This is a genomic window from Ruicaihuangia caeni (assembly GCF_029952955.1).
Lineage (GTDB): Bacteria > Actinomycetota > Actinomycetes > Actinomycetales > Microbacteriaceae > Ruicaihuangia > Ruicaihuangia caeni.
Genome location: NZ_JASATX010000004.1, coordinates 1 through 15,274, shown reverse-complemented (window position 1 = coordinate 15,274; position 15,274 = coordinate 1). Strand labels below are relative to the sequence as shown.

At 67.1% G+C, this 15,274-nt stretch carries 12 protein-coding genes, 1 tRNA gene and 1 pseudogene; 6 read left to right on the top strand and 8 right to left on the bottom strand.

Translation table 11 applies throughout. The features are described from left to right. Positions 1-37: 37 nt before the first annotated feature. The 4 genes from QF206_RS09855 to QF206_RS09840 form a co-directional block, all read right to left on the bottom strand. On the bottom strand, positions 38-847 hold the full coding sequence (locus QF206_RS09855; protein WP_281489059.1) for an ABC transporter permease: 810 nt from the start codon (positions 845-847) through the stop codon (positions 38-40). Positions 848-856: 9 nt separating this feature from the next. Then, entirely contained in the window at positions 857-1,759 is a 903-nt protein-coding gene (locus QF206_RS09850; RefSeq protein ID WP_281489058.1) for an ABC transporter permease, read from the bottom strand. A 76-nt stretch (positions 1,760-1,835) separates the two neighbouring features. Beyond that, entirely contained in the window at positions 1,836-3,029 is a 1,194-nt protein-coding gene (locus tag QF206_RS09845) for an extracellular solute-binding protein (protein WP_281489057.1), read from the bottom strand. A gap of 68 nt (positions 3,030-3,097) precedes the next feature. Further along, on the bottom strand, positions 3,098-4,186 hold the full coding sequence (locus QF206_RS09840) for an ABC transporter ATP-binding protein (protein WP_281489056.1): 1,089 nt from the start codon (positions 4,184-4,186) through the stop codon (positions 3,098-3,100). A gap of 170 nt (positions 4,187-4,356) precedes the next feature. Here QF206_RS09840 and QF206_RS09835 point away from each other — a divergent pair, with 170 nt between their 5' ends. Further along, complete coding sequence (locus QF206_RS09835; RefSeq protein ID WP_281489055.1) at positions 4,357-5,121, top strand: FadR/GntR family transcriptional regulator; 765 nt, start codon at positions 4,357-4,359, stop codon at positions 5,119-5,121. Positions 5,122-5,203: 82 nt separating this feature from the next. After that, positions 5,204-5,902, top strand: coding sequence for a cache domain-containing protein (locus QF206_RS09830; protein ID WP_281489054.1), 699 nt, complete (start codon positions 5,204-5,206; stop codon positions 5,900-5,902). 31 nt (positions 5,903-5,933) lie between these two features. Here QF206_RS09830 and QF206_RS09825 read toward each other — a convergent pair whose 3' ends face one another. Then, entirely contained in the window at positions 5,934-6,977 is a 1,044-nt protein-coding gene (locus tag QF206_RS09825; RefSeq protein ID WP_281489053.1) for a type II secretion system F family protein, read from the bottom strand. Next, positions 6,974-7,936 carry a TadA family conjugal transfer-associated ATPase gene (locus QF206_RS09820; protein ID WP_281489052.1) on the bottom strand — a complete coding sequence of 321 codons (963 nt, stop codon included), beginning with the start codon at positions 7,934-7,936 and terminating at the stop codon, positions 6,974-6,976. The genes QF206_RS09825 and QF206_RS09820 overlap by 4 nt, the downstream gene beginning before the upstream one ends. A gap of 770 nt (positions 7,937-8,706) precedes the next feature. Between QF206_RS09820 and acs the strand changes: the two genes are divergently transcribed. Then, positions 8,707-10,677 (top strand): acetate--CoA ligase, encoded by a 1,971-nt coding sequence (gene acs / locus QF206_RS09815; protein WP_281489051.1) that lies wholly within the window; start codon positions 8,707-8,709, stop codon positions 10,675-10,677. 232 nt (positions 10,678-10,909) lie between these two features. On the opposite strand, the gene QF206_RS09810 is transcribed toward acs, so the two are convergent. Together QF206_RS09810 and QF206_RS09805 are read right to left on the bottom strand one after the other, a co-directional pair. Further along, positions 10,910-11,365 (bottom strand): RidA family protein, encoded by a 456-nt coding sequence (locus QF206_RS09810; protein ID WP_281489050.1) that lies wholly within the window; start codon positions 11,363-11,365, stop codon positions 10,910-10,912. Between the two features lie 14 nt (positions 11,366-11,379). Then, positions 11,380-11,520 (bottom strand): annotated as a pseudogene (locus QF206_RS09805) (DUF4177 domain-containing protein); the annotation flags it as partial. Between the two features lie 52 nt (positions 11,521-11,572). On the opposite strand from QF206_RS09805, the gene QF206_RS09800 reads away from it, so the two are divergent. From QF206_RS09800 to QF206_RS09790, 3 genes are all read left to right on the top strand, one after another. After that, on the top strand, positions 11,573-14,125 hold the full coding sequence (locus tag QF206_RS09800; RefSeq protein WP_281489048.1) for a transglycosylase domain-containing protein: 2,553 nt from the start codon (positions 11,573-11,575) through the stop codon (positions 14,123-14,125). A 41-nt stretch (positions 14,126-14,166) separates the two neighbouring features. Beyond that, positions 14,167-15,096 (top strand): metallophosphoesterase, encoded by a 930-nt coding sequence (locus tag QF206_RS09795; RefSeq protein ID WP_422785386.1) that lies wholly within the window; start codon positions 14,167-14,169, stop codon positions 15,094-15,096. Between the two features lie 24 nt (positions 15,097-15,120). Continuing rightward, positions 15,121-15,194 (top strand) — tRNA-Pro (locus tag QF206_RS09790). Positions 15,195-15,274: the final 80 nt, after the last annotated feature.

The window sequence follows — 15,274 nt, the reverse complement described above, 5'->3', positions numbered from 1 at the left end:
ACGGCCCCCGGCATCCGTCGAACCCTGCGGTCTTTCCTCAGCGGCCCTCTTCGGCCCGGCTGAGTCGCTGCGAGAGCCACACCGGGATGAGGGAGGCGAGGATCACGACGGTTGCGACCACGTTCACCACGCTCGCCTGGTTGGGGCGGCCCATCTGGTTCATGATCCAGAGCGGCAGCGTATCGACGCCTGGTGGGGCGGTGAAGATGGTCACGACGACCTCGTCGAAGCTGAGCGCGAAGGCGAGCAGCGCCCCGGCGATGAAGGCCGTGCGGAATTGCGGGAAGGTCACGAGCCGGAAGGTCTGCCAGAGGCCCGCCCCGAGGTCCATCGACGCTTCCTGAAGGTTCGGGCTCATGCGGCGCAGGCGCGCGAGCACGTTGTTGAACACCATGACGATGCAGAACGTGGCGTGCGCGACGATCATGCCGAAGTACCCAAGATGGATGCCCATCGGCTCGAGGATCGAGTTGTAGGTGTTGCTCAGCGCAACACCCGTCACGATTCCGGGCAGCGCGATCGGGAGGATGACGAGGAGGTTGACCGTCTCCTTGCCGAAGAACGAGTAGCGCTGCAAGGCGAAGGCCACGAGGGTGCCGAGCAGCATGGCGATGAGGGTGGCGCCAGACGCCACGACCACCGAGTTCCAGAGGGCGTCGCGGATCGGTTGGCTGGTGAACGCCACCCCCCACCACTCGAGCGACACGTTCTTGATCGGCCAGCTCGCGATGCGCGCAGCGTTGAACGAGTTCATCACGACGAGCGCGAGCGGCGTGTACATGAAGATCAGCACGACCGCGACGATCGCGCCGAGCCCGATCTTCGCACCGCGGGAGAGTCTCAACATGGCGGGCTCCTAGAGGTTGCGCAGCGCGCCCGACTTGCGCACGGCGAAGAGGTACAGCAGCACGAAGACGATCGGCACGACCGAGAAGGCCGCGGCCATGGGCGGATTGAGGTTGATGTTGGAGGCGATGATGCTGCCGATCATCTGCGTCGATCCGCCGACGAAGCGGGCGGCGATGAAGTCGCCGAGACTCAATGAGAAGGTGAAGATCGAGCCCGCAAGCAGGGCCGGCTTGATGAGCGGCAGCACGACCGTGCGGATCGTGGTCCAGCTCTTCGCGCCCATATCGGCCGACGCGTCGAAGAGGTTCACCGGGATCTGGCGGATCGCCGTGTAGACCGGCACGGCCATGTACGGGAACCAGAGGTAGGTGAGGGTGAGGATCACCGTGACGATGCTGAACCCTGGGCCCGTGATGCCGAGCGGCGCGAGGGCCCAGTTGAAGAAGCCCTCTTCGGTGAAGGTGATGCGCATCGCAAGGATCTTCACGAGGTAGCCGGCCCAGAGCGGGAGGGTGATGGCGACGGCCAGCACCCCTCGGAGCCAGGGCGACGCGATCTTCGCCATGAAGATGCCGAGCGGCACCGCGAACAGCGCGCACACCACTGTCACCGCGAGAGCGATGCCGAGTGTGCGCAGAGACGTCGCGAGGTAGGCCGGGGTGGTGAAGATGCTCGCGAAGTTGTCGAGCGTGAAGCCCGGCTTGACCTTCGAGGTGAAGGGATCGGTCACCCAGAACGCGGTGACGAGCATCATCGCGAGCGAGAAGATGTAGACGCCGACGAGCCAGACCATCGGTATGGCGAGCAGGCCTGCGAGCCGGAGGCGCGGCCGGCGATACAGCATCGTCGACAGCGGCCTGGTGCCGGCGGTCGACGAGCGGTCGACGCGGGCGGGCGCGGTGGTGGTCACTGATGTTCCTTCATCGATTGCGAACGGATGCCGCGGACGGCGGGGTGGGCCGGGTCTCCCCGGCCCACCGCGGTTGTCATCCCTTGACGGTCAGCCAGGCCTGCGTCCACTGCTGGAAGTTCGTGCAGGTGACGTCCTTGCGGCCGTCGACGCACTGCTCGATCGGAGTGGTCCAGAACCAGACGTTCTTGAAGTACTCCTCGTCGGTGGCGTTGAACTCCTCGCAGTGCGCCGCCGCCTCGTCGCTCAACTCGCAGAACGCCGCGTTGGCGGGCGCCATGCCGAAGTTCATCGCGATGGCACCGTTGACCTCGGGAGAGCTGGTGTAGTCCATCCAGAGGTAGGCGCAGTTCGGGTTCTGTGACTGCGACGAGATCATCCAGGCATCTGACCAGCCGGTCGAGCCCTCTTCAGGGAGCACTCCCTTGAGCTTGTCTTCGCCCGACAGCTTGCGCAGCACCTCCCACGAGGTGCCCACGACGGTGGTGCCGCCGACGAACGAGGTGATCTGCGCTGCGGGGTCGCCCCAGTACTCGCTCACGATGGCGTTCTGCTGCTTGAGCAGGTCGACCGCGGCAGCGAGCTGCGTCTCGTCGAGCGCATACGGGTTGGTGATGCCGAGCTCCGGCTGGTGCGCCATGAGGTAGACCGCGGCATCCGCGATGTAGATCGGCGCGTCGTATGCGGTGATCTTGCCGGCGTAGGGGCTGTCGGCCTCCCAGACGACATCCCAACTCGTCGGCGTCTCGGTGACGACCTCGGTGTTGTACTGCAGGATGTTCGCGCCACGACCGATCGGAATGCCGTAGCTCTTGCCGTTGATGGTGTCGTAGATCTGGCCCTTCATGCCCTCGACGATGTCGTCGCCGAAGTTGGGGATGAGCTCGGTGTTGATCGGCGCGACGTCACCGCCGGCGATGAGGCGGAGGCTGGCGTCGCCCGAGGCGGACACGAGGTCGTAGTCGCCCGTGCGCATCAGCGTCACCATCTCGTCGCTCGTGCCGGCCACTCGGCGGTTCACGACGCAGCCCGTCTCCTCGGTGAACTTGTCGCTCCAGGCCGGCTCCACGAAGCCGCTCCACGCGACGATGTTGACCTGGCCCTCACCCTCGCCGAGGCTCTCGAGCATCGGCACATCGGGCACGTCGATCTGCAGACCGCCGGGGGCGTCGACGTCGCCGCCTGGCGCGTCGTCGCCGCTGGCACAGCCGGCGAGTACGAGAGCCGCTGCCGCCGCGACGGCGGGAAGCAGCATCCGCTTCTTCTTCATGAATCGCTCCTTCTTCGGATCAATTGCTGGTGTTCGGTGCGTGGGCAGGTGGTTGAGTACGAGGCCGGTCACGGCACGACGGACGCGTGATCGCGCGTCCAAGCCGCGACCACGCGATCGCCGCGCTGCGCGCCTGCAGAGAGGCCCGGACGGTGGTCGTTCTGGCGCGACGCGATGAGACGCAACCCCTCGGCGGTCTCGACGATCGTGCGCGTGTTCGCGCCGGTGTAGACGGTTTCGACGACGGTGGCGGCGACTCCGGCCTCGTCGGAGGCCAGCTGCGCGTCCGCCGGGAGCAGCCGCACTCGTTCAGGGCGGATGCTGATGAGCCGGTCGATGCCGGCGATGCGCGACGCGTGCTCCGGGCCGACGAGGTTCGACACCCCGAGGAACCCGGCGACGAACTCAGTGGCGGGTTGCTCGTAGACCTCGACGGGCGAGCCGACCTGCTCGACCTTGCCGTTGTTGAACACGGCGACCCGGTCGCTGAGCGTGAGGGCTTCCTCCTGGTCATGGGTGACGAAGATGAAGGTGATCCCGACCTCGCGCTGAATCTGCTTGAGCTCGACCTGCATCTCTTCACGCAGCTGCTTGTCGAGTGCGCCGAGCGGTTCGTCGAGCAGCAGCACCTTGGGCTTCAGCACCAGGGCACGAGCGAGCGCGATGCGCTGACGCTGACCGCCGGAGAGCTGGTGCGGCAGGCGTTCGGCGACGCTCGAGAGCCGCACCTGCTCGAGCGCGCGCTGGACCGCCCGCGCGCGCTCGGCCTTGGCCACTTTCCGCACTTTGAGCCCGTAGGCCACGTTGTCGGCGATCGAGAGGTGCGGGAACAGGGCGTAGTCCTGGAACACCGTGTTCACGTCTCGGTCGAACGGCGCGAGCGCGGTCACATCCGCACCGCCGAGGGAGATGCTTCCCTCGGTCACCGGCTCGAAGCCGGCGATCATGCGGAGCACGGTGGTCTTGCCCGAACCCGAGGGACCGAGCATCGAGAAGAACTCCCCCGGACGCACATCGAGATCGAGGTCGGCGACCGCGGTGAAGTCTCCGAATCGCTTCGTGACGCCCCGGAGGGTGACTCCGGAGGTCTGCAGGCCGGCGGTACCACTCGCCTTCGATGGGGCGGACGGTTCGGCGACGGTGTCGGTCACGGACATGGTGCGTGAACTCCTTGGAACGGCGTTGGTCGGGACTGCGAGGTCAAAGATATAGTTCCATAGGTTTGAGCGCAAGACCTATGGTTCCGTAGGTATTGATTGCGCGCCGGCAGGACGGCGCGCCACATGCCGAGAGGTCGCCCGGAGGCGCGATGCGAGACAATGGGGCAATGCAGCACAGCGCCCGCCGAGACGACACGGCGGCGCAGCCTTCGCGGATGCAGAGCGCTGTGTTCCTGCCGATCGGCGACGAAGGCCGCGCGGAACTCGTGGAGCGGCGCATCGCCGAGGCGATCACCGGCGGTCTCATTCCCGCCGGCGAGCGCTTGCCGTCCGAGTCGGCTCTCGCGCGTTCTCTGCGGGTGGCACCCGTCACGGTGCGGGAGGCGCTCGTCGCGCTGCGCGATCGCGGGCTGATCGTCACGAGGCGGGGGCGCAACGGCGGCAGCTTCGTCGCGGACTCGGCGGATCCGGCGCAGTTCACGGCGAAGCGCCTTGGGGCGATGTCGCGCGTCGCACTTCGCGATCTCGGCGCGCACTACTCCGCGATCACGCGCGCCTGTGTAGGGCTCGCCGCCGCGCGTGCCGATGCGAGCGAAGTAGCGCGCATCAGGCAGCGACTCGCCAACGCCGACGCCGCCGATGAGAAGGCGTGGCGCCGGGCTGCGGATGAAGCGCAAACCGAAATCGCGGCGCTCAGCCAGTCGGCCCGGCTCACCAGGGAGCAGATGCGGCTGCAGGCCGAGTTCTCGCCATTCTTGGGCCTGATCGGGCAAGACGCCTCCGCGCGTGAACAGCAGCGCCGTGCCGTGCTGGCTGTGCTCGACGCGCTGGAGCGGGGCGATGCGGATGCCGCAGCATCCGCGGTCGATGCCTTCGTGCGCGATTCGGTCGCGCTGCTGATCGACCACCAGATGCGCCTGCACCGCGCGTGACTCGACCGTCGCAGCGGTGTGACGACCCCGCTATCGGTTGATACCATTCGCTGATCGCCAGAGTCGGACAAGGGAGCGACGCATGAAGGCGCTGCAGGCCACTGATGCCCCGGCAGCAGTCGACACCGTGACAGCCTTCTTCCAGCGCGGAGTCGATGCGCTGGGCGAGGGCACACGAGAGCTCGCCGCCGACGTCGCCAGCGCCCGCGCTGAGGGGCCCCTCACCCGGGCGAAGCTCGACGCGATCGTGCTGCCCTATGCGCAGGCACTCTTCGATCGCGCCGGCGTGACCGTCTACGGCGCCGGCTTCATCGCCGCCATCGGCCTGCTCAACGACGCCAGCGGCCACTTGTCGTGGTGGCAGGGTCCGCGCCACTCGAAGCTCGAGCTCGCCGCGCAGAACATCGGCAAGGAGCACATCGACTACAGCGAACTGGAGTGGTATCGCGTCCCGGTGTCGACGGGGAAGCCGCATATCGCGGGCCCGCACGTCGACTATCTGTGCAGCGATGAGTACACGATCACTGTCGCGTATCCCGTGTTCGTGGGCGGCGAGTTCATCGGCGTGCACGGCATGGACGTGCTGCTCGACGCGGTCGAGGGAGAGCTTCTGCCGTTGCTGAGCGGAGAGACGGAAGAGATCACCGTCATCAACGCGGTGGGACGGGTGCTCGTTTCGACCAACCCGCACCGCGCGACGGGAGATCCAGTGCGTGACGCGGGCGATACGCTCACGCGGTACGAGTGCGAGGGCCTTCCCCTGGCAGTGCTCGTCAGCTGAAGCGCTGGGCTTCACGGGCGCCGCGGATCACTCAGGCCCCGACCCCGCCGGCCCCCATCGTGGTACCGACGACGGTGATGACCATCGGCACGACGCCGAGCAGCATGAACGCGGGCAGCACGCAGATGCCCATCGGCAGCATGAGCCGCACGGCGAGGGTTGCCGCTTGACGCTGACTCTCGGCGCGTCGGTCGAGCCGCCGCTCAGTGGCATCGCCGCGCAGGAGCAGCGCAGCGGGAGCACCGGCGCGCGCTGAGAGTTCGAGCACCTCCGAGACCGAGTCGAGCCCTTCGAGGTGAATGCCTCGCCGTCGCGCTTCAGCACTCACCGTGTCGAACGCGCGTGCCGGCGCGGCACCGCCGGAGAGAGCGATCGCAACCAGTTCGTGAGCAAGTCCGGGCAATGTCGAAGCGGGCTGTGCACGCTCCACCAGACGGTTGCTCCAACGGCGCCCGAGCATCATCAAGACGACGCCGCTCAGGGCGGACACGAGACCGACCGGCGTGCCCAGGAGGACGCCGATCGTATCGAACCCGAGGGCCGCGCCGAACCCGATGCCTGCTAGCGGCAACAGCGTGACGAGTTTCGCCGTGGCCTTCGGCCCGGCGAGTGCCACGTCGATGTCGCGTTCGGTGGCCGCGGCATCCCGGAGACCGTCCGCTATGGCGCTCAAGGCCGGTGCGAGTGGAGCCCCAGCTTGAGAAGCGACTGCCCAGCAGACCGCGATGGCAGAGGCGGCGACGGCCTCTGGGCTCTCGTCATCCATGGACGCGACCGTGTCGTCGATTGCAGCACCGATATCGCCCGGATGCTGCAGCCGTGCCGAGACGGCGCGCGGAAGCGGCGAGTCGCCGAGGTGATGCCACGCCGCTCGGGGCGACAGCCCGGCCCGCATGAACACCGCGAGGCGCTGAGCCACACGTGCGGCATCGACCATGCCGTCGATGCGCTGCTCGCTGGTGCGACGGTGGCGGCGAATGGCGGTAGTGGAAGGGCGGCGCGACGCGTGCGCCGTCTGCGAGGAGGGCCGACTGCGGGCATCGCTGACGCCGGCGGAGGGCAAGGCGTCGGTCATGGCACGCCCGGATGGTCGCGCAGCTCGGCGATCGTCAGCCGACCCTCTCCGTCGATGGCGAAGCAGCCCAGCTTCGCGATCTTTCGGGCGCCGCCGCGACGCTCGACGTGGATCACCGCATCGATGGCGCTCACCGTCTGCCGTGCGATGGCGCGATCCGACATGCCGGCGAGGGCCCCTAACGCCTCGAGTCTCGCCGGCACGTCTTCGAGCGAGTTCGCGTGGAGGGTTCCGGCGCCGCCATCGTGCCCGGTGTTCAGCGCGGCGAGCAGCTCGCGAACCTCAGCGCCCCGGCACTCACCGAGCACCAATCGGTCGGGTCGCATGCGCAATGCCTCGCGCACCAAGCGCGACAGCCCAATCGCACCGGCGCCTTCGAGGTTCGCCTGACGAGCCTCGAGCGGCACGAAGTGCGGATGCTGCACTCGGAGTTCAGCCACATCCTCGACCGCGATGATCCGCTCGGTCTGGGCCGCGGCGCTCAGCATCGCAGCGAGCAGCGTCGTCTTGCCCGCGCCGCCCGCGCCGGTGATGAGCACGTTGGCGCGCCGATCGACCAACGCCTGCACGTGCTCTCGCGGCACCTTCTCGAAGCATCCGGAACCCTCGAGGGTCGCGAGGTCGGGAGGTCGCCCGCCGGGCACCCGGATCGAGAGCAGCGTGCCCGACGGCGAGACCACGGGGAGCACGGCATGAACGCGGATGCCGGCCCCGAGCCGAACGTCGATGCAGGGATTGGCTTCGTCGACGTGTCGCCCGCCCGCTGCGATGAGAGCCACGGCGAGAGCGCGCAGTTCTGGCTCTTCCAGATGGACGCCTGCGGAGTGGAAGCCATCGCCTCGATCGACGAGCACCGGGCCGGCACCGTTCGCCACGATGTCGGTGATGCGCTCGTCGCGCAGCAGCGAAGCGAGGGCGCCGAACACCTCGTCGCCCGGCACAGGCGCGTGCAGCGGCACCGACAAAGATTCCCTCGGTGTCGTCGCGCCCGGTCCCTCGCGTACAGCGAACGGCGCGCTGCGGGATGCCCCAGAGCGGACGTTTCCTGAGGCGATCCACACATCCGGCGGGGGTACCGCGACGAACCGCGGATCGGCGCGTTGCGGGGAGCCGCTGGCGCCGGGCGTCCACGGGACGCCACCGGCGAGCGAATCGCTCGACAAGCTTTCGCGGAGAGGGACCCCAGTCCGTGGTGCGGTCGATGAGGCGCTGCTGAGAGTCATGCCATGAGCCTGCCGACCGCATCGATGCGAGGGAGCCCTTGCACAGCACGTGGGGAACGCCCGGTGGCTGGACGGAACTGAGGAGGCCGGCCTTGCAAGGCGTTCAAGCTCGCGAGGTGAGCCCGGACTCGCGAGTTAAAGAGAGGGGCGGCGCCGGTTGGGGGGAACTGGCGCCGCCACTGCTGCGGATGATTGGGGGGAATCGATTCCGCCGCACCCGAATCGAGATTCGGTGCCATCAGTGTAGCGCGCAGCATCCCGCCGCGATCAGCACTTTCAGGCATTGTGAGCAGGTACACAGCCAGCTGTGTGGTGGAGGAATCTGGGCGCCGCGGGGCTGGTGGGCGGCCCTTCGACTCAGCGATCGAGGCACGGCAGCATTTCGGTCAGTGACAGCGAGCGCTGCTCGTTCGTCAGCGGATCGGAATAGGATCGGAGCCGTTCAATGAAGACAACACACGGCGATCCGGGCCGCCCGTGGCATCGACAAGGACCATCTCGTACACATGAACGCTCCCCAGATCGAAACGCTGCTGCACGAAAACCGGCGGTTCGCGCCCAGCCCTGAGTTCGCTGCCCAGGCGGTCGCGACTCCAGAGCTCTACGAACGCGCCGCGGAAGACCGTCTCGGCTTCTGGGCCGAGCAGGCGCGGGCTCTGCATTGGCACACCAAGTTCGAGCAGGTGCTCGACTGGACCAACGCGCCCTTCGCCCGCTGGTTCGCAGACGGCCGCATCAACGTCGCCTACAACTGTCTCGACCGGCATGTACTGGCGGGTCACGGCGACAGGGTCGCGCTGCATTGGGAGGGCGAGCCCGGCGACAGCCGCTCGATCACGTACGCCGAATTGACCGCTGAGGTGAAGCGTGCGGCCAACCTGCTGACGGCGCTCGGCATCCGTCAGGGCGATCGCGTTGCGATCTACCTGCCGATGATTCCTGAAGCGGTCATCGCGATGCTCGCTGTTGCCCGCATCGGCGCGGTGCACTCGGTCGTCTTCGGTGGCTTCAGCTCCGACTCGCTGCGCTCGCGGATCGAAGACGCGCAGGCGAAGCTCGTGATCACGGCCGACGGCGGCTACCGCAAGGGCTCGGTGTTCCCGCTCAAGCCGGCGGTCGACACGGCGCTCGCAAGGGGCGGCGAATCGGTCAAGCGCGTGCTCGTCGTCAAGCGCGGCGGCAATGAGATCGACTGGACCGAGGGCCGCGACCTGTGGTGGCACGAGGAGCTCGCGCAGGTCGACGCCGACCACGAGGCGAAAGGCTTCGAGGCCGAGAACCCGCTGTTCATCCTGTATACCTCCGGCACCACTGGAAAGCCCAAGGGCATCCTCCACACCTCTGGCGGCTACCTCACCCAGGCGTCGTTCACCCACCGCGCCGTCTTCGACCTGCACCCTGAGACCGACGTGTTCTGGTGCACCGCCGATATCGGTTGGGTGACCGGACACAGTTATGTGGTCTACGGGCCGCTCGCGAACGGCGCCACGCAGGTCATGTACGAGGGCACCCCTGACACGCCGCACCCGGGTCGCTGGTGGGAGATCATCGAGAAGTACAAGGTGTCGATCCTCTACACGGCGCCCACGGCGATCCGTTCGTTCATGAAGATCGGCCGCGAACACCCGCAGCGCTTCGACCTCTCGTCACTGCGCGTGCTGGGTTCGGTCGGCGAACCGATCAACCCGGAGGCGTGGATCTGGTACCGCGACATCATCGGTGGCGGCAAGACGCCCGTCGTCGACACGTGGTGGCAGACCGAGACCGGCGCCATCATGATCTCCGCGCTGCCTGGCATCACCGAAGCGAAGCCGGGCAGCGCCCAGACGCCGATCCCTGGCATCGCGATCGACGTGCTCGACGACAACGGCAAGCACGTAGGAAACGGCAACGGGGGCCTGCTGGTTGCGACCGAGCCCTGGCCCGCGATGCTCCGCGGCATCTGGGGCGACCCGGAACGCTTCATCGAGACGTACTGGGAGAAGTTCGACTTCGAAGGCACGCCGCAGCGACGCATGTACTTCGCCGGCGACGGTGCGCGGCTCGACGAGGACGGCGACATCTGGCTGCTCGGCCGGGTCGACGACGTGATGAACGTGTCGGGCCACCGCCTGTCGACCGCCGAGATCGAGTCGGCGCTGGTGTCGCACCCGATCGTCGCCGAGGCGGCGGTCGTCGGCGCATCCGACGAGACAACCGGTCAGGCCGTTGTGGCCTTCGTGATCCTGCGTGCCAAGCAGAGCGAAGCGCAGACCAACGACGAGGCCGCGGCGCTGCTGCGCGCGCACGTCGCCGAGCAGATCGGTGCCATCGCGAGGCCCAAGAAGGTCTACATCGTCACCGAACTGCCGAAGACGCGGTCGGGCAAGATCATGCGTCGTCTGCTGCAAGACGTCGCCGAAGGGCGTGAGGTCGGCGACACCACGACACTCGCCGACACGTCAGTGATGTCGGTCATCACGGCGACGGTGCACTGAGCCGCGAGGCAATGGACGTCCGGTCGCTCGCTCGACGGAGCACTCGCCAGTGTTGGTCACTGACGCGGGCCGGCAGCAAGGGCGGGTAACGCGCGGATACGAAACGAGGGGCGGATGCTCGGGGATCACCCCGCAGCATCCGCCCCTCGTCGTACTGGGTATGAGCGGGCGTGCCGCTCGCACGCGCGAGCCGATCTGCCCCTCGCGGGCTTGAGCCGAGCCGCCGGAGCGCTCAGGCGAACTCGACCACGAGCTCGACCTCGACCGGAGCGTCGAGCGGCAGCACGGGCACGCCGACGGCAGAGCGCGCGTGCTTGCCGACCTCGCCGAAGATCTCGCCGAGCAGCTCGCTAGCGCCGTTGATCACGCCGGGCTGTCCCGTGAACGTCGGCACAGACGCCACGAACCCGACGACCTTCACGATGCGGGTGATGCGGTCGAGTGAACCGATCGCCGCGTGCACGGCCGCAAGCGCGTTCAGCGCCGCGACCCGGGCGCACTCGTTCGCGACCTCGGGCGTCACCTCGGCGCCGACCTTGCCGGTGGCCATCAGCGCGCCATCGCGCATCGGCAACTGCCCGGCGGTGAAGACGAGGTGGCCGCTTACGACTGCCGGCACATACGCTGCGAGCGGCGTGACGACGGCCGGAAGCTCGAGGCCGAGCTCACGCATCCGCTCAGCGATCATGCTTGCGCCTTCTCACGCTTGAAGTAGGCGACGAGTCCGCCTTCCGGGCCGGTGACGACCTGCACGAGTTCCCACCCCTGTTCGCCCCAATTGTTCAGAATTGCGGTCGTGTTGTGCACGATCAACGGCGTAGTGAGGTATTCCCAAGTGCGCATTGCGCGGCTTCCGTTCAGCTAGGCGGCGTGGTTCTTCCCGTACCCTACTCGTATGTCTGCCCAAGAATCACGGCGCTCCGGTGTGCTCGGAGCCATCCTCGGCATGCTGGGATTCAGCGGTCTCGCCGGGCTGCTCGTGGCGATCATGGTGACACCGGCGATCGCCGTCACCGGAATGACTGCGAACAACGCTGTTGGCATCTTCAACGAACTTCCGGAGTACGCGACGCTCGGCGACGACCTCGCCCAGAAGGTCACGCTGTACGGCACTCAGGGCGGCCAGCCCGTGCCCTTCGCCACGATCTTCGAGACCAACCGTGAAGAGGTGGGCTGGGACGAAATCTCGCAGTACGCGAAGGATGCCGCGGTCTACGGCGAAGACGCGCGCTTCTTCGAGCACGGCGGCGTCGACATGCAGTCGATCATGCGCGCGCTCGCGTCAAACGTTCGCTCCGGCGAGGTCGAGAGCGGTGGCTCGACGATCACCATGCAGGTGATCCGAAACATCAACATCGAAGCCGCGAACCAGCTCGAGGACCCCGAAGCGCGCAAGGCCGCGTACACCGAGGCAGTCGAGCCGAGCATGGATCGCAAGCTCAAAGAGATGAAGCTCGCGATCGGGCTCGAGAAGCGCTACGACAAGCAGACGATCCTGCTGGCATACCTCAACATCGCTAACTTCGGCGGCACCACCTATGGCATCCAGGCCGCAGCGCAGCGCTACTTCGGCGTGAACGCGACCGACCTCACCCCGGCGCAGGCGGCGAGTCTGATCGCGATCGTGCAGTATCCGGCATCCCGCTCGCTCGAGAGCCCGGACAACTACGAGCGCAACAAGATCCGTCGTGACTACATCCTCGGCCAGATGCTGAAGTACAAGTCGATCGACCAGGCGCAGTACGACGAAGCGATCGCGACCCCGATCGAGCCGACGCTCACGCCGCTCAACAACGGCTGCATGGCGGCCAGCATCGCACCGTACTTCTGCGACTACGTCGTCAAGACGCTGCTCAACGACCCGGCCTTCGGCGAGACCGCCGACGACCGCCGACAGGCCTTCCGCAAGGGGTACGACGTCTACACGACGCTCGACATCGGCGCGCAAGCGACCGCCGAGGCCACCATGCGCCAGTGGGTGCCCTCGTATGACGACCGCTTCCAGCTCGGGTCGTCCACTGTCGGGGTGCAGCCGGGCACCGGTCGCATCATCTACATGACGCAGAACACCTCGTTCAACGACACCGCCGCCGGCGGCGGACCCGGAACGAGCGCCGTGAACTACAGCACCGATTACGATCGCGGCGGTTCGCGCGGATTCCAACCCGGGTCGATCTACAAGATCTTCACGCTCGGTCAGTGGCTGAAGGACGGCCACGGGCTGAACGAAGTGGTGACCGGCAAGCCGCAGACCTGGCGGCAGAGCACGTTCACCCGATGCGGTTCGCCCATGGGCGGCGCCGATTGGAAGCCGAAGAACGACAGCTCGTCGCCGACGAACACGAATGTCGTCAACGCAACCGCCACCTCGAACAACAACGCGTTCGTCGATATGGCGCAGGAGCTCGACATCTGCGACATCCGTGACACCGCCGCCTCACTCGGCATGCACACGGCGACCGGCGAGAAGGACGGCTCAGACATGATGACCGTGCTCGCGAGCGTCATCGGCGGAAGCGATGACACCTTCGCGCCGCTCACCATCGCCAACGCGTTCGCGTCGATCTCGGCGCGCGGTCTCACCTGCACGCCGACCGGCATCGACCGCGTCACGACGCCGAATGGCGAGGAGCTCAAGGTCCCAAACCCGAACTGCCGGCAGACGCTCGATCCAGAGATCGCGGACGCCATGATCTACGCGATGAAGCGCACCCTCATGGGCGGCGGTACCGCGGTTGCGTCGAGGCCCTACAACTCGGTTCCGATCTTCGGCAAGACCGGATCGACGGATGCCTACAACCAGACCTGGGTCGCGACCGCGACGACGTCGATCGCCGGTGTCACCTGGGTCGGCAACGTGCAGGGCACGCAAGCCATGTCGCGCACGTACATCAACGGAATGGCCGGCAGCCGGCTGCGCCACGCAGTTCAACGACAGTTGAACACCCAGTGGCAGACCTTCTGGGGCGGCAACGACTGGCCCGAGCCCAACCGTTCGTTCCTGACCGGCAACAACGCCCCGGTGCCCGACCTCACCGGCCAGAGCGTCGACAGCGCGCGTGAGCTCATCGAGAGCCTCGGGTTCAACTTCGAGGACGGCGGACCGATCGCCTCGTCGCTCGACGCGGGACTCATCGCACAGACTGATCCCGGAGCAGGCGCCAGCGTGCCTCGCGGAACGACCATCACGGTGTACACCAGTGACGGCTCGCTGAAGGCGACCATGCCGGATGTCGTCGGCCAACAGACCGATGAAGCCTTGAACACGCTGATCGCCGAGGGATTCAGTGCGTCGAGGGTGAGTTACAGCTTCGTGGAGGGGCCCCCGGGCCAGGTGTGTCGCGTGAAGTCGTCTGACCCCGCCGCTGGCGCAGGCACCACCAAGGACGCGGCTATCACGCTGACGGTGATCAGTGATGCCGACGGCGAGGACCCCGGCTGCCCGTGACGCGAAGGAGCACCCTCGGCACCTCGTTGGGGGCGGTCGCCATGGCGCTGACCGCCGCCGGCGCGGGCGTCGCGACCTACGCCACGGCGGTGGAGCGGAATGCGTTCCGCGTACGCAACGAGGTGCTGCCGGTGCTCGACCCGGGCGCCCGGCCGCTGACGGTGCTGCACATCGCCGACCTCCACATGGCTCCGTGGCAGCGTGCGAAGCAGGACTGGGTGCGGTCGCTGGTGCATCTGGAGCCCGACCTCGTTGTGAACACGGGCGACAACATCGGTCATGCGGAAGGCCTGAGCGGCGTCAAGCGTGCACTTGAGCCGTTCAAGGGCATCCCTGGAGTCTTCGTGCACGGCTCGAACGACTACTTCGCTCCCGTCGTGAAGAACCCCCTGCGCTACCTGACCGGGCCCTCGAAGTCGCGCGAGCGCTCACCCGAACTCGACATCGCGCCGCTTGACGAGTTCTTCGAGGGCGAGCTCGGATGGCTCAGCCTCGACAACACCGCTCGAGCGATGACGATCAATGGCTCGAACATCGAGTTCTTCGGCACAGCCGATGCGCACCGCGGGTGGGACAGGCTTGATCGGCTGGCTCGTGAGATCGATGAGATGCGTGAGAACGTCGGCTGGCAGCACGACGCGATGAAGCCGGAGACCGTGCGGATCGCCGTGACGCACGCCCCGTACCAACGCGTGCTGAACTCGTTCGTCACCCAGGGTGCGGATCTCATCTTCGCCGGCCACACCCACGGAGGTCAGGTGTGCGTGCCCGGAGTGGGCGCACTGGTGACGAACTGCGACCTACCGCGTTCGCTCGCGTCGGGTTTGACCGTGTGGCGGCATGCCCGCGGCGCCTCCTACCTGAACGTCTCGGCAGGCATCGGCACGAGCATCTATGCGCCCGTGCGGTTCGCGTGTCCGCCCGAGGCTGTGCTGCTGACGCTGACCCCGGCCGACATCGGGTATTCTTGACAAGTTGCCGCACTCGTGCGGTGACGGGGTATGGCGCAGTTTGGTAGCGCGCGTCGTTCGGGACGACGAGGCCGCAGGTTCAAATCCTGTTACCCCGACAAATGTGATGTCTCAAGACATCGTGAACGCTCCGAACCCACAATTTTGGGTTCGGAGCGTTTGTCATTTCGCTGTCGCC

Bases quoted from the DNA above. Each gene is read 5' to 3' on its own strand.
- QF206_RS09830 (WP_281489054.1), top strand. From the start codon at position 5,204: ATGAAGGCGCTGCAGGCCACTGATGCCCCGGCAGCAGTCGACACCGTG.
- acs (WP_281489051.1), top strand. From the start codon at position 8,707: ATGAACGCTCCCCAGATCGAAACGCTGCTGCACGAAAACCGGCGGTTC.
- QF206_RS09825 (WP_281489053.1), bottom strand. From the start codon at position 6,977: ATGACCGACGCCTTGCCCTCCGCCGGCGTCAGCGATGCCCGCAGTCGG.
- QF206_RS09800 (WP_281489048.1), top strand. From the start codon at position 11,573: ATGTCTGCCCAAGAATCACGGCGCTCCGGTGTGCTCGGAGCCATCCTC.
- QF206_RS09835 (WP_281489055.1), top strand. From the start codon at position 4,357: ATGCAGCACAGCGCCCGCCGAGACGACACGGCGGCGCAGCCTTCGCGG.
- QF206_RS09840 (WP_281489056.1), bottom strand. From the start codon at position 4,186: ATGTCCGTGACCGACACCGTCGCCGAACCGTCCGCCCCATCGAAGGCG.
- QF206_RS09810 (WP_281489050.1), bottom strand. From the start codon at position 11,365: ATGATCGCTGAGCGGATGCGTGAGCTCGGCCTCGAGCTTCCGGCCGTC.
- QF206_RS09855 (WP_281489059.1), bottom strand. From the start codon at position 847: ATGTTGAGACTCTCCCGCGGTGCGAAGATCGGGCTCGGCGCGATCGTC.
- QF206_RS09795 (WP_422785386.1), top strand. From the start codon at position 14,167: ATGGCGCTGACCGCCGCCGGCGCGGGCGTCGCGACCTACGCCACGGCG.
- QF206_RS09845 (WP_281489057.1), bottom strand. From the start codon at position 3,029: ATGAAGAAGAAGCGGATGCTGCTTCCCGCCGTCGCGGCGGCAGCGGCT.